Annotated in this window: 13 protein-coding genes; all 13 read right to left on the reverse strand. The window is 62.1% G+C overall.

Features of this window, described 5'->3' with window-relative positions; genetic code table 11:
- Nucleotides 1-45: 45 nt before the first annotated feature.
- The 13 genes from phoU to FHS92_RS01405 all read right to left on the reverse strand — a co-directional run bounded on the left by phoU (nucleotide 46) and on the right by FHS92_RS01405 (nucleotide 13,440).
- Nucleotides 46-735, reverse strand: a complete 690-nt coding sequence (phoU, locus tag FHS92_RS01345) for a phosphate signaling complex protein PhoU (RefSeq protein ID WP_184076821.1) — start codon at nucleotides 733-735, stop codon at nucleotides 46-48.
- 23 nt (nucleotides 736-758) lie between these two features.
- The gene (pstB, locus tag FHS92_RS01350; RefSeq protein WP_184076822.1) at nucleotides 759-1,553 is read right to left on the reverse strand and encodes a phosphate ABC transporter ATP-binding protein PstB; all 795 of its coding nucleotides are present in this window, start codon (nucleotides 1,551-1,553) and stop codon (nucleotides 759-761) included.
- Nucleotides 1,554-1,561: 8 nt separating this feature from the next.
- Complete coding sequence (gene pstA, locus FHS92_RS01355) at nucleotides 1,562-2,497, reverse strand: phosphate ABC transporter permease PstA (RefSeq protein ID WP_246351729.1); 936 nt, start codon at nucleotides 2,495-2,497, stop codon at nucleotides 1,562-1,564.
- A complete protein-coding gene (gene pstC / locus FHS92_RS01360) occupies nucleotides 2,497-3,876 on the reverse strand; it encodes a phosphate ABC transporter permease subunit PstC (RefSeq protein ID WP_184076824.1) in 1,380 nt (459 codons plus the stop codon). The genes pstA and pstC overlap by 1 nt, the downstream gene beginning before the upstream one ends.
- 115 nt (nucleotides 3,877-3,991) lie before the next feature.
- Nucleotides 3,992-5,569 carry an OprO/OprP family phosphate-selective porin gene (locus FHS92_RS01365; RefSeq protein WP_184076826.1) on the reverse strand — a complete coding sequence of 526 codons (1,578 nt, stop codon included), beginning with the start codon at nucleotides 5,567-5,569 and terminating at the stop codon, nucleotides 3,992-3,994.
- 133 nt (nucleotides 5,570-5,702) lie between these two features.
- Nucleotides 5,703-6,743 (reverse strand): substrate-binding domain-containing protein, encoded by a 1,041-nt coding sequence (locus FHS92_RS01370; RefSeq protein ID WP_184078668.1) that lies wholly within the window; start codon nucleotides 6,741-6,743, stop codon nucleotides 5,703-5,705.
- Between the two features lie 148 nt (nucleotides 6,744-6,891).
- Nucleotides 6,892-7,491, reverse strand: a complete 600-nt coding sequence (locus tag FHS92_RS01375; protein WP_184076828.1) for a retropepsin-like aspartic protease family protein — start codon at nucleotides 7,489-7,491, stop codon at nucleotides 6,892-6,894.
- Entirely contained in the window at nucleotides 7,488-8,258 is a 771-nt protein-coding gene (locus FHS92_RS01380; RefSeq protein WP_184076830.1) for an MBL fold metallo-hydrolase, read from the reverse strand. The genes FHS92_RS01375 and FHS92_RS01380 overlap by 4 nt, the downstream gene beginning before the upstream one ends.
- Nucleotides 8,255-9,025: a TatD family hydrolase gene (locus FHS92_RS01385; protein WP_184076832.1), complete on the reverse strand. Its 771-nt coding sequence runs from the start codon at nucleotides 9,023-9,025 to the stop codon at nucleotides 8,255-8,257. The genes FHS92_RS01380 and FHS92_RS01385 overlap by 4 nt, the downstream gene beginning before the upstream one ends.
- The gene (gene metG / locus FHS92_RS01390; RefSeq protein WP_184076834.1) at nucleotides 9,022-10,602 is read right to left on the reverse strand and encodes a methionine--tRNA ligase; all 1,581 of its coding nucleotides are present in this window, start codon (nucleotides 10,600-10,602) and stop codon (nucleotides 9,022-9,024) included. Before metG ends, FHS92_RS01385 begins: the two co-directional genes overlap by 4 nt.
- Before the next feature lie 86 nt (nucleotides 10,603-10,688).
- Nucleotides 10,689-11,654 (reverse strand): AAA family ATPase, encoded by a 966-nt coding sequence (locus FHS92_RS01395; protein WP_184076836.1) that lies wholly within the window; start codon nucleotides 11,652-11,654, stop codon nucleotides 10,689-10,691.
- Nucleotides 11,651-12,280, reverse strand: a complete 630-nt coding sequence (tmk, locus tag FHS92_RS01400) for a dTMP kinase (protein WP_184076838.1) — start codon at nucleotides 12,278-12,280, stop codon at nucleotides 11,651-11,653. Before tmk ends, FHS92_RS01395 begins: the two co-directional genes overlap by 4 nt.
- Nucleotides 12,277-13,440, reverse strand: coding sequence for a D-alanyl-D-alanine carboxypeptidase family protein (locus FHS92_RS01405; RefSeq protein ID WP_184076840.1), 1,164 nt, complete (start codon nucleotides 13,438-13,440; stop codon nucleotides 12,277-12,279). The genes tmk and FHS92_RS01405 overlap by 4 nt, the downstream gene beginning before the upstream one ends.
- Nucleotides 13,441-13,510 lie beyond the last annotated feature (70 nt).

Genomic DNA, 13,510 nt, shown 5'->3' on the forward strand with positions numbered 1-13,510 from the left:
TGAGGATTTATGCGAGGGTCACGTGACGACGCCTCCCCTCTCCCTTTACCCCTCCGCCAGCGCGGCGCGGTCGCGTTCGGGAAGATATTCGCCCGTCGCGGCATAATAGACCATTTCGGCGACGTTGGTGGCGTGATCACCGATACGCTCGATATTCTTGGCCACAAACAGCAGGTGCGCGCACTCACTGATCGTCTTGGGATTTTCGACCATATAGGTGACGAGCGTCCGGAAGATGCTGTTATAGAAATTGTCGACCAGCACATCCCGTTCGATCACGGCAGACGCCAGCACGGCGTTGCGTGTTGCGAAGGCGTCGAGCGCGTCGTGAACCATTTCCCCGGCGATCTGCGCCATAGACGGCAACAGCGAAATCGGTTCGATCGTGCGGTGACCGCTGATCTGGCGCGAGCGCTTGGCGATGTTCTTGGCATAATCACCAATCCGCTCGATCACGCCGACGATCTTCAGCGCAGCGATCACTTCTCGCAGATCGTTCGCCATGGGCGCGCGCAGGGCAATGATCTGCACGACCAACTTTTCGACCTCGGCCTCGAGCGCATCGACGCGCAGATCGCCTTCGATGACGCGCTCGGCAAGGCCCGGTTCCTGTTTGACGAGCGCCTGCATCGCTTCGTCAAGTGCGAGCTCAACGCGGCCACCCATTTCGGCAACCAAGCCGCGCAGGCGATTGATTTCGTCGTCAAACGCGGAGACGGTATGCTGTTCAGCCATGTGTTCTGCTCCTTCGACGCGGCTCAGCCGTAGCGGCCGGTGATGTAATCCTTGGTGCGTTCTTCGCGCGGATTGGTGAAGATGTCGGTGGTGACGCCATATTCGACGAGATCGCCCAGGTGGAAAAAGGCTGTGCGCTGCGAAACGCGGGCGGCCTGCTGCATATTGTGAGTCACGATGACGATGGCGTAGCGACCACGTAGCGCGTGGATCAGCTCCTCGATCTTGGCAGTCGCGATAGGGTCGAGCGCCGAGCAAGGTTCGTCCATCAGGATCACTTCCGGCTCGACCGCGATGGCGCGGCCGATACACAAGCGCTGCTGCTGCCCGCCCGAAAGAGCGGTGCCGCTGTCACGCAGGCGGTCCTTCACCTCATCCCACAGGCCGGCACGGCGCAGCGAACTTTCGACGATCACGTCAAGGTCCGCCTTGCTTGTGGCGAGGCCGTGGATACGCGGGCCATAAGCGATGTTGTCGTAGATCGACTTGGGGAACGGGTTCGGTTTCTGGAACACCATCCCAACCCGAGCACGCAACTGCACAACGTCCATCGAGGACGCATAGATGTCCTCTCCATCGAGTGTGATTTCTCCGGTGACGCGGGCGCTGGCGACCGTGTCGTTCATGCGGTTGAGGGTCCGCAGGAAGGTGGATTTGCCGCAGCCCGATGGGCCGATGAAGGCGGTGACATTGTCCATGTCGATATCGATCGACACATCTTTGATCGCCTGTTTGGCGCCATAATAGACGTTCACATTGCGTGTCGTCATCTTGTGCTGGGCGACAGCCGCGTCGCCCGGAACGGTGTCTGTCGTCATGTCGAGGGCTACCATTTCTGTTCGAACCTGTTGCGGAGGATAATGGCGATGCTGTTCATCGTCATGAGGACGGCAAGCAGCACGATGATGGCGGCGGAGGTTTTTTCGACAAACCCCTGCGAGATTTCGTCCGACCAGAGGAAGATCTGTACCGGGAGCACGGTCGCCGGCTCGGTAAAGCTGCTGGGCGGCGTCGGAATGAAGGCGCGCATGCCGATCATCAGCAGCGGGGCGGTTTCACCCAGAGCCCGCGCCATGCCGATGATCGTCCCGGTCATGATACCCGGCAGCGCGAGCGGCAGGACATGGTGAAACACAACCTGCACAGGCGACGCGCCAATGCCCCTCGCTGCGTCGCGGATAGACGGCGGCACCGACTTGATAGCGTTGCGCCCGGCGATCACGATCACGGGCATGGTCATCAGTGCGAGCGTCAGGCCGCCCACCACCGGCGCGCTGCGCGGCAGATGCATGAAATTGAGGAACACGGCGAGACCCAGCAGACCGAAAATGATCGAGGGAACGGCGGCGAGGTTGTTGATCGACACCTCGACGATGTCCGTCCACATGTTGCGCGGAGCAAATTCTTCCAGGTACAGCGCCGTCAGCACACCGATCGGGAAGCTGAGGCCGAGCGTGACCGCCATGGTCAGCAACGACCCCTTGAGCGCGCCCCAGATGCCGACCGTCTCCGGATCACTGGAGTCGGTACCGGTCAGGAACTGCCAGCTCAGGCCATGGACGCCGTCTGCCAGCATTGACCAGAGGAGGAAGGCCAGAAAGAACACGGCAAGCACCACGGCGGCGAGGCCCGTGAACTGGAACATTTTCTCCGTGCGGTTGCGGCTCGCGAGACGCTGACGCATCTTGGACGAGGCAGACCAATCGGTCGGCTTGCGTTCCATATTCGTCGCGATGGCGATGGCGGAGGCGGGTTCGGTCATTATTCGTAGGCCTCCCGATAGCGCTTCACGATGCTGAGCGCGATGACATTGAGGATCAGCGTGACGATGAACAGCACCAGCCCAAGCGCGAAGGCGGAGAGCGTCTTGGCGCTGTCGAATTCCTGATCGCCGGTCAGCAGCTGCACGATCTGTGTGGTGACGGTGGTGACGCTGGCAAACGGATTGGCCGAAAGGTTGGCGGCCATGCCGGCGGCCATCACCACGATCATCGTTTCGCCGATGGCGCGGCTGACCGCGAGCAATATGCCGCCGACGATACCGGGCAGCGCAGCGGGAACGAGCACCTTGCGCACCGTTTCGGATTTGGTCGCGCCCAGCGCCAGTGCCCCATCGCGCATGGAGGCCGGGACAGCGGCGATGCTGTCGTCCGACATGGACGAGATCAACGGGATGATCATCACGCCCATGACGAGCCCTGCGGACAAAGCGCTCTCGGACGTAGGGTTTTCCATGCCAAGCATCAGCGCGAATTCGCGCACCGCCGGGCCGAGTGTAAGCGCAGCGAAATAACCGTAGACGACCGTCGGAATACCCGCGAGGACTTCGAGCGTGGGCTTGAGCCATTTGCGGACAGTCGGGCGGGCGTATTGGGTGAGATAAATTGCCGTCAGCACGCCAATCGGGATCGCGATGATCATGGCGATGATCGCGCCGATAAATACCGTGCCCCAGAAGAGCGGCACCGCGCCGAAACCATTGGTCTGGCCCGGGACGATATCGGTCGTCGGCGACCAGTGGGTACCGAACAGGAACTCGGTGACCGGAACCTGCCGAAAGAACAGGCTGGTTTCAAACAGCAGTGACGCAACAATACCGAAGGTCGTGACGAGGGCAACGAGCGACGCGGCCATCAGGCAGACCATCACGATCGTTTCGACACGGTCACGGGCGCGGAAATCGCGGCGGATGCACAGATAGCCCGCGGCAAACCCGGCAAGCACCAGCACCAGCGTGAGGATAAAGCCAATGAGGTTGAAATGCTGGATCGCCGCGGTGATCGGCTTCACCAATTCGTAGGATGCCGGATTGAACGCCGCCTCGATCGTGCCATCGGCAAGGCCCCTCGCCTCACCAATGATCGCCTCGCGGTCGATTTCCGCCGCCGGAAGGGTCTTTGCGACCGGGCTGGCGAGCACGGCGCGCATGACGAATGTGTCGGAAATGGTCGGCCAGATGCAGGCCATGACGAACGCCGGTCCGCCGGTGCACAAGGCAAGAAATGCGCCATAATGGCCGGGCAGAGCGGGCATCCGCGAACGCGGGTCGCCCCCTCCTCCACTGGCACGACCGATCGCCTGCGCCTTGCGGCGTCCGAGGAACGAAGCCACAACCGCCGCCAGTATTGCAATCAGGAACATGTGAAAGCTCGACACTCTATATCCCCATATTCCAGGCGGGCGCCCTGCCCATCCAAGCACTTTCCGCCTGCCGGGCCGATTGGCCCAGACAGGCGGAAAGTGTCAACCGATCTTATCAGAAGTCGAACTGCGCGCGTAGGGCGATCGCATCGCTCGAGTAGCTCCGTTTGTCGACTGTCTTGGTCGACGTCGGCTTGACCGACGCGGCCTTCGGACCCCCCTCCACTTCCGTGTGGATGTAGTTCAACAGGAACCGGACATAATCGTTCGGGATCCATGTCAGACCAGCCAGATATCCGGTCTGCGTACCGCCACGGGCGAGACTGTTCGACGCGGTCGCAACGCCGGTGGTGAAATTGTTGCTGAACCCAATCTGCAGCTTATCCGAATTAAGGTCGAGATAGTCGACACGACCCAGGATCTGGAATGCGCCCATGCCGCCCTTATCGACGGGGTTGAGCACCTTGGTGCGATCCCATGTGCCATTCTTGTACCCGCGGGTTTCGCCAGTCAGGAAGTAGCCAACTTCGAAATGTCCGCCCCAGAAGGTCGGGTTGCCGCTCGCGACAAGCTGCGTGTTGGTCGTGAACTGATCACGGCTGACAAGGCGATCGCCTGCGCTGTAGGACCGGACCTTGACCAACTGTGCTTCACCGCCGACATGCAGCGAATTGAACACGCCGTAAAGTTCAACACCGAAGATATCGTCACCCTTGGCCGCGAAGCTGGTTGTGTCCGCAAAGCGCTGACCGGTCGTCTGCAGGAACGGGCGGGCGCGGTACTGGACGAGCTGGCCGGTGGAAGGCGAACCCGCACCCGCAGTCAGGGCGGTCGAGCCGTTATTCTCCTGGAACTCGCGATGCTGCCAGTTCAGTCCAATGTGGACAAAACCCGGACCGACATAGGGTGTATAAGTAGCGCGAGCTGCACCGATCCATCCCTTGTTATCGAGCGAGGCGTCGATCGAGTGCGCGGCAAACAGACCGCCGTCGAGGCGGAACAGATTGTCTTTGCTCTTGTAGCCGACGACGAGGCCAAGGCGACGGGTGTTGCCGAACGCGTCGTTGATCTGCGCGCGCTCGATGAACGACGACCAGCGCGAGCTGGTGATCTGCTCCATACCATCGAGCGATTCCTGGTTACCCAGCGTCAGGGTGAGCGGACCTTTCTTCGGGTTCCAGCTCATCACGACGTCGCCAAATCCTACCGCGCTGTTCGCAAAATCCACTTCTGCCTTGTACCCGAACTCGCCAGGGAGCGTGCCTTCGACTCCGAGGCGAATGCGACGAACGCGGGTGTTGAAGCCGTAATCACGCGGGTTCTGGAAATCCGGCGTGCTCATGTAGGACGTGTCCATCATGAAGCGCCCACGCACCTTGAACGTGAAACCCGCATCATTGTCAGCAAACAGCGGAGCACCCTTCCATGCGGGGGTGTTCTTGGCCTGCGCTTTCTTCATCTCGTCAACCTGCGTTTGCAGGGCTTCGAGCTGGGCCTGAAGCAACGCCATCTTGGCGTCGGCGTCGCTTGTCTTGGCTTCGGCGTCAGAGACGCTCTGGAGCGATGGATCATCGGGCGACGGAGCGTCGGCCGGCGGTTCGGCTTCCTGCGGGGCTTGCTGCGCAAAAGCGACGGTCGGCAAAGCGAACGCGGTGGAGACGAGCAGAAGGGCTCGCAAAGCAGTGCGGTTCATAAATTCCCCCTTTGGGTCAGAATGCTAGAGCGGGTTGGGAGCCGGTGACTTTCCCTGCCGACCCGAAAACCCCCGTAAAAATAAGCAATCTGTCCCGCCCGGCTTGTCGTGGCGGGCGGGACAGAGATTCCGGTTATTTGAGCACGGCGCCGTTCATCGGCGTCAGCGTCGTACCAAACTTGGCAGCGCGGCTGCGGATGGCGTCCGGCGATGCCACAATCCCGGCATTCTTGAGATAGCCATTGGGACCGAAAGTACCCTCCTTCACATATTCCGCGACGAACTGACGGATGCCGGGAATGGCCTGCGCATGCGCATTCTTCACGTAGATGTAGAGCGCGCGGGCGCCGGGATATTTGAAGGTCGAGATCGTCGCATAGGTCGGCTCGACCCCGTTCAGAGAGACGCCGCGCAGGCGTGATGCGTTCTCTTCCAGATAGCTGTAGCCGAAGAAACCTACAGCCGTCGGATCACCTTCGAGCTTCTGCACAATCAGGTTGTCGTTCTCGCCTGCGTTGATATAGGCGCCGTCTTCGCGGATGCCCTTGCAGATCTTGTTATACTGGGCTTCGTTGGTTTTCTTTAATGCAACGACCGACGGGTTCGTGTCGCACACCGGGTTCATCAGCAGATCCTCGATCGAGGAACGCGTGCCGCTGGTCGTTGGCGGACCATAGACGCGGATGGGCAACGCAGGCAGGCTGGGATTCACGTCCTTCCAGGTCTTCGCGCGGTTCGGCTTGCCAAACGGAGCGGCCGCGATCGCCATGTAGACGTCCTTGACGCTGACGTTGCGCAGCTGACCGTTCTTGGTCTGGGCGAGCGTCAGGCCGTCGAGGCCAACCTGGATTTCGGTGATTTGCGATACGCCATTCGCGGCGCAGGTCTTGAATTCCGACGCTTTCATGCGGCGCGAGGCATCCAGAATGTCCGGGTGCTGGGCGCCCACACCCGCACAGAACAGCTTGGCGCCAGCGCCAGTACCGGTCGATTCGACGATCGGCGCGGGGACATTGCGGTTGGCGGCGGCGAAGCGTTCCGACACGGCTTTGGTGAACGGATACACCGTCGAAGAGCCGACGACGCGGATGTTGCGGCGCATCTGCGCGGAAGCGGGAACGGCAACGACCGCGGCAAGCGTGGTGGCCAGAAAAATCTTGGTGCTGAGCTTCATTTCGCCCTCTTGGTCCATGGTCACTCCCCCTGCGGAAGTGTCTCACCGGCCACTAGGGAGATTCGGAGACCGAATCGTGACACATCTATTACAGTTATGTGACAGGCCCATCTGGTGGGCCGCTGTCCCTGTCCGACCCTGCAGATTGCTAGGGTTCCAGTACCATCTCGCCATTTTCCACCCGCCAACTTTTCAGGCGCGAAAGGAAGTTCATCCCGAGCACGTTGACGTCACCCAGGCTTTCAGAAACCACAATGCCCAAATCGCTGGCTTGGATGGGCCCCACATGAAGGCTCGCGATTGACGAACGCCGCGCTTCGACCACCCCATTGGCGGTCTGCATCATCATCGGTGGGGCAAAGGCATCGATGTTGAGCCCCGCGCGCTTGGCGTCTTCCACCCCCACGGCCGTGATGGTCGCGCCGCTGTCGATCAGGAAACGGGTGGAGGTGCCGTTGATCTGCGCGTCGGCCCAGTAATGCCCGTCAGGCGCCTGCGCGATGCGCAGTGTCTGGCCGACGACCTTCTGCATCGACTGGCCGGTCACTTCGCTGCGGACGCGGCTGGCAACACCCATCAGTTCGTTGCGATAGCTGAATATCACCAGCGCGATGCCAAAAATAACGATCCATGAGAGCACCATTCCGAGCGCACTTCGCAGCGAAAAACGGCGCGACAACAGGGCGGACCCGACCAGCACCAGGGCCAGAACATACCAAATGACATCCGCGCTCTGGGCGGCGTTCATGGCTCGAGGATCAGGCCGTCATGGGCCGGGCGGACGGTGTCGGGCAGCATCGCGCACAGGCTATCATAATCCATGCTCTGGTCCATATGCGTCAGGAACGCGCGGCCCGGTTGCAGCTTGGCGATCGCATCGAGCGTGAGCGCAAGATGCGCGTGCGTGGGGTGCGGCGCGACGCGCAAGGCATCGACAATCCAGACATCCACCCCTGCAAATAACGCCACCATAGCGCTCGTTACTTCATGAAAATCTGTAGAATACGCCACGCTCTTCCCATTGTGTGAAAAGTGAAAACCGGTGGAGAAAATCGAACCATGGGGCTGGTCCACGCAACGGATCGCGACGTCGCCGACCGTCAATGCGTCGGGCAGAACGGCGGCGTCGATGATCGGTGGATAGCCATCCCGCCCGTCAAACGCGTATGCGAAGCGGCGCTGAAGCAGCTCGAGCGGCTCGCGCCGGGCGAAGGCGGGGATCCGCTGGCGACGGCTATGGAAAAGTTGGCGAACGTCGTCGATGCCATGGCAATGGTCGGCATGATCGTGCGTCCACAGGATCGCGTCGACCGCATCGACATCGGCGTCGAGAAGCTGCGCGCGCATATCGGGTGAGGTATCGACAAGAATGCGCGTGGTGTCGGTTTCGACAAGGATCGACGCGCGCGTGCGGCGGTTCTTCGGGTTGGCGGGGTTGCATGCGCCCCAGTCATTGCCGATACGGGGCACGCCGGACGAGGTGCCGCATCCCAAGATCCGCGCGCGCAGAGTCATGCGGCCTTGGCAAACAGCGCGAAGAAATTGGTGGTGGTTGCCGCCACCAGATCGTCCAGCGTTTCACCACGCAAGGTCGCCAGAAAACGCGCCGTGTCGGCTACGAACGCCGGTTCGCACGGCCTTCCCCGATGTGGTACCGGTGCGAGGAACGGCGAGTCCGTCTCGATGAGCAGCCGGTCGAGCGGCAGGCGCGCAGCGGTCTCCTGAAGATCCTTGGCGTTCTTGAACGTCACAATCCCGGAAATACTGATGAACAGACCCAGTTCCATAGCGGCGTCCGCAAAGTCTCCGGACGCGGTGAAACAGTGGATCACGCCCGTGAAGGCACCCTGCCCCATTTCGTCGCGCAGGATAGCGATCGTGTCCTCCTCCGCATCACGGGTATGGATGATGATCGGAAGTGCGGTGTCGCGCGCCGCGCCGATGTGCGCGCGAAAACTCGCCTGCTGGCGCGCGCGATCGCTCTTGTCGTAATAATAATCAAGGCCGGTTTCCCCGATGCCGACGACCCGCGGGTGCGCCGCTCGCGTAACGAGCTGTGCCCTATCGACATCGGGATGTTCGTCCGCCTCATGCGGGTGAATACCGACGCTCGCCCAGACATCCTCTTCCCGCTCCGCCGCACCGATAACCGCATCCCACTCGCTCGCGCGGGTCGAGATGTTGAGCATACCGGTTACGCCCGCGGCGCGCGCGCGCGTCAGGACGCCGTTGGGATCCTCGACCAAGCCTTTGTAATTGAGATGGCAATGGCTATCGATCATGCTCCGGCTTCGTCCTCGGTGAGTTCGAGGCGCGGGAACAGCGGCTTGGGTGGGGACAGGGTGAACCCGGATGCACGCAGGTCGGCGTACCAGTCGGACGCCAGTCCTTCATAGGTCCGCGCCTCAGCAGGAACGCCCATCTGGTCAAGAAGATTGGCTGCGCTCGCCGGGATGATGGGTTGGATCGCGATGGCAAGTTGGCCGATTGCATTATAAAGCACCGCAAGCACCGCCTCCATTCGTTCCGGGTCGGTCTTGCGTAGTGCCCACGGCGCCTGCGCGTCGATGTAGGCATTGCAGGCGAAGACAGCACGCATCCACTCTTCGATTGCCGTTGACGGGGCAAGTCCTGCCAGTTCCCTTGGGACGAGAGTATGACATGCATCTTGGACAACGCCTTGAAGCTGATGATCCGCAGTGTGGGAACTGCCTTCAACCGCCCAGGGCAACCGCCCCTCCAGATTCTTCGCAATAAAGCTCAAGGTACGTTGCGCCAGATTACCAAAGCTATTGGCGAGATCTGAATTTGCCCTCTGAACAATTGCTTCTGCACTATAGCTGCCATCATTTCCGAAAGTGACTTCGGACAGCAGGAAATAGCGCAGTTGGTCCACCCCGAAACGCTCGGCCAGCTCCAGTGGATCGGCAACGTTGCCCACCGATTTTGACATCTTCTCACCCCGGTTGAGGAGGAAACCGTGGCCGAACACTTGGCTGGGCAGCGGCAGCTTGGCGCTCATCAGGAATGCCGGCCAGTAGACCGCGTGGAAGCGTACAATGTCCTTGCCGATAATGTGCAGAATATCGCCGCCTTCTGCCCAGTATTTCGCCATGCGTTCGGCGTCGTCGGGATAGCCGCTGCCGGTGAGGTAGTTGGTGAGCGCGTCGACCCACACATACATGACGTGATTGTCGCCATTGGGTACCTTGACGCCCCAGTCGAAGCTGGTGCGGGAGACGCTCAGGTCGGACAGGCCGCCCTCGACGAAGCGCATGATTTCATTGCGGCGGCTATCCGGCTGGATGAAATCCGGCTGGCTGGCGTAGAGATCGAGCAAAGGCTGCTGATATTTCGACAGGCGGAAGAACCAGCTTTCCTCCACGTTCCATTCGACGGGCGTCCCCTGCGGCGAGAGCTTGGCGCCGCCCTCCCCCTCGACCAGTTCCTTTTCGTCGTAAAAGGCTTCGTCGCGGATCGAGTACCAGCCTTCGTAGCGATCAAGATAGAGGTCGCCATTCGCCTCCATCGCGGCCCACAAGGCCTGGCTGGCGCGGTGATGATCCGGCTCGCTCGTGCGGATAAAGCGGTCATAAGAAATGTTAAGAGCATCATCCATCTGACGGAAATAGGCGGACATTTCGTCCGCCAGCGCCAGCGGCTCGATCCCGCGTGCGCGGGCGGCCTGCGCCATTTTCAGCCCATGCTCATCCGTGCCCGTCTGAAAGAACACATCGCGCCCCATCATCCGCTGGAACCGCGCGAAGGCGTCGGTCGCGATCGCCTCATAGGCATGGCCGATATGCGGCCGCCCGTTGGGGTAGCTGATGGCGGTAGTGATCGTGAACGGTTTGGCCATGTGGGACTATATGCTCGCTGGCAGGAAGGGATCTCTTGTCCCTCTAGCGCCAGTCTCACCTCGGTCCAAGGCGTTTATCGAGAGGGTCAGACCTCTGCGGTCTGCCGCGCAAGACTGGCGACCTGGCTACACAACTCGAACACCACCGTTGCAGGATCGAGCGACAGGAGGATCGCTCCGCCCGCGAGCCTGCGCGCTTCGTCCCATGCGGCAAGCGACGTCGCGAGCGCATCGCCGTGCCGTGCACGGGCCTGCGCCGCGATAAAGGCCGGGGCGTGCTCCAGAAAGGCGACGAAACGGAGCCGCGCGCTTTTGAGGGCGAGGGATTGGGCGAGCGTCAGACGTTCGGCATTGTCGGGGTCGCCGGTGGCGGCGATGCGGGCCAGCGCGGCGTTCATTTCCGCTATCCCGAGCCCGGCAAAGCCCAGCGCACGGCCCGGCGATCCGTTGCCAATTTCGATGAGACCCGCAAGCTCGTGATCGGGTAGATCCGGCCTTGCATCGGCCAGAGCGCGTCGCATCGTGCTCTCGTCCAGCGCGGAAAAACGCAGCATGCGGCAGCGCGAGCGGATCGTGGGGAGCAGGCGCGAGGGCGCGTGGCTGACCAGCAGAAAGACGACACCCTGGGGCGGCTCTTCCAGGCTCTTGAGCAAAGCGTTGGCGGCGCCGCGTTCCAGGTCGTCCGCACTATCAATGAGGATGACGCGGCGGCTGGCAATCGACGGCGCGCTTTCGAGCAGGCGATGCAGGCCGCGCACCTGATCGACGCTGATATTGCGGGCGAGATCGCCATTGTCCTTTTCGACGCGTGAAAGTTCGGCATAATCGGGGTGGGTCCCGGCGGTGAACAAATGGGCGGCGGGGTGATGATCGGGAACCTCGCCTGCCTCCCCGGCAAGCAGGCTGAGCGCGATCGACCGGGCAACGCTCGCCTTGCCGATGCCTTCCGAACCCGCGAGAATCCAGCCGTGATGCATGCGACCCGAAGCCGCAGCGTCGAGCAGTTCCGCGCGCTGGAGATCATGGCCGAGAATGCGTGAGAATGACGTCATGACAGCAGATCCGCCAGATCCGCGATGAGCCGCGCGGTGACGGCATCGGGCGCGCCGCTGGCGTCGATCATGCGTACGCGGACGGTATCCTCAGCGGCGTAGGCGGCGAAGGCGTCCGCCACCCGGCGGTGATAGGCGGCATCCCGCGCGCCGAACCGGTCGCTAGCACCCTGATCGCGCCACCGCGCGCGGTCCAGCGCCTCGTCCTGCGGGAGCGCGAGGATGTAGGTGCGGTCGGGCAGCAGCCCCTGCGATCCGATGCGATGCAGCGTCATGATGTCGTCATCGGCAAGGCCGCTGGCTCCGCTCTGGTACGCCCGGCTGCTGTCGATGAAGCGGTCGGACAGTACCCATTGCCCGGCATCCAGAGCGGGGACGATGCGTTTTTCGAGATGGTCGGCGCGCGCTGCGGCGAACAGCAGCGCTTCGGCGCGCGGCCCCCAGCGCCCGGCATCGCCGGTGAGCAGCAGCGTGCGGATCGCCTCTGCGCCTTCGCTACCGCCTGGTTCGCGGGTTTCCACGACTTCCTTGCCCTGCCCGCGCAGATAGGTGGCAAGGGCGCGGAGCTGGGTCGACTTGCCGGCCCCCTCCCCGCCTTCCAGCGTGATGAAGCGGCCGCGGCTCACCCGAACAGCGACTTGAGGCCGTTCCACAGGCGGCCGAAGAACCCGGCCTCGGCGACATCTTCACCCGCAACGAGCGGCATGACCTGCGGATCGGTGTCGGGGGTCGAAACGATCAGCTGGGCGATCTGCTGTCCCTTGGCGATGGGCGCCTTGATCGGGCCGGTGTAGACGACCTTCACGCTGATGTTGCCGGACGCCGAAAGCGGCAGGGTGACAGCAAGATTGCGCGGAGCGACAAGCGGTACAGAGGTGGCGCTGCCCTGCTGCACCTCGGCGGTCTCGACCGTCGCACCTTGGCGGAACAGGGGCTGCGCGCGCCACGATTTGAAGCCCCAGTCCATGAAGCGCACGGACTCCTCGATGCGACCGTTGAAACTGGTGAGGCCAGCGACGACCATAACGAGGCGACGGCCGTTCTGCTCGGCAGAGCCAGTGAAGCCATAGCCCGCTTCTTCCGTGTGGCCGGTTTTCAGCCCGTCCGCGCCCGCGATCTTTCCGAGGATCGGGTTGCGGTTATCCTGCTTGATCTCGTTCCCGCCCATGGTCTTGCCCCATGTAAAGGAGCGCGTGGCGTAGAATTTGCGGTAGAGATCCGGTGTTTCCTGAACGGTTGCGGCGGCCAGATGAGCCAGGTCCCGCGCGGTCACATAGGTGCGGCCTTCGTCCGGCCAGCCGTTGCTGGTGCCGAAATGGCTGTTGGCGAGACCGAGCCGTGCGGCTTCCTTGTTCATGAGGTCGGTGAAGGCCTGCTCTGTCCCGGCGATTCCTTCGGCCAGAACAACGCACGCGTCATTGCCCGACAGGGTAACGATACCGTGCAGCAGATTTTCGACCGACACCTGTTCGTTGGGCGAAAGGAACATGGTCGATCCCGCCGCCGGGCCATGCCATTGCTGCCAGGTTTCCGGGCGCACGGTGATCATCTGGTTGAGGCGAAGCTTGCCTTCCTTGATCAGCTTGAAGGCAACATGCACCGTCATCATTTTCGCCATCGACGCGGGCGGAATGCGGGTCTCCGCCCCCTTGTCGTAGAGCACCGCGCCGGACGAGAGATCCTGCATATAGGCAATGGGCGCGGCGCTCTCATAGGGCGGCGCATTGGCGACCAGCGGGTCGAGCGAAACGGTCAGGAACAATATGCCGAGTGCGAGCTTCTTCATCGGGCCTCTCTGGTGCGGTGCAATTCCGGTTTGCGAATCCGGGCTATACGCCAGAGCAGCGCGAAGTGCA

The organism is Sphingobium subterraneum (genome assembly GCF_014199435.1).
GTDB classification, from domain to species: Bacteria; Pseudomonadota; Alphaproteobacteria; order Sphingomonadales; family Sphingomonadaceae; genus Sphingobium; species Sphingobium subterraneum.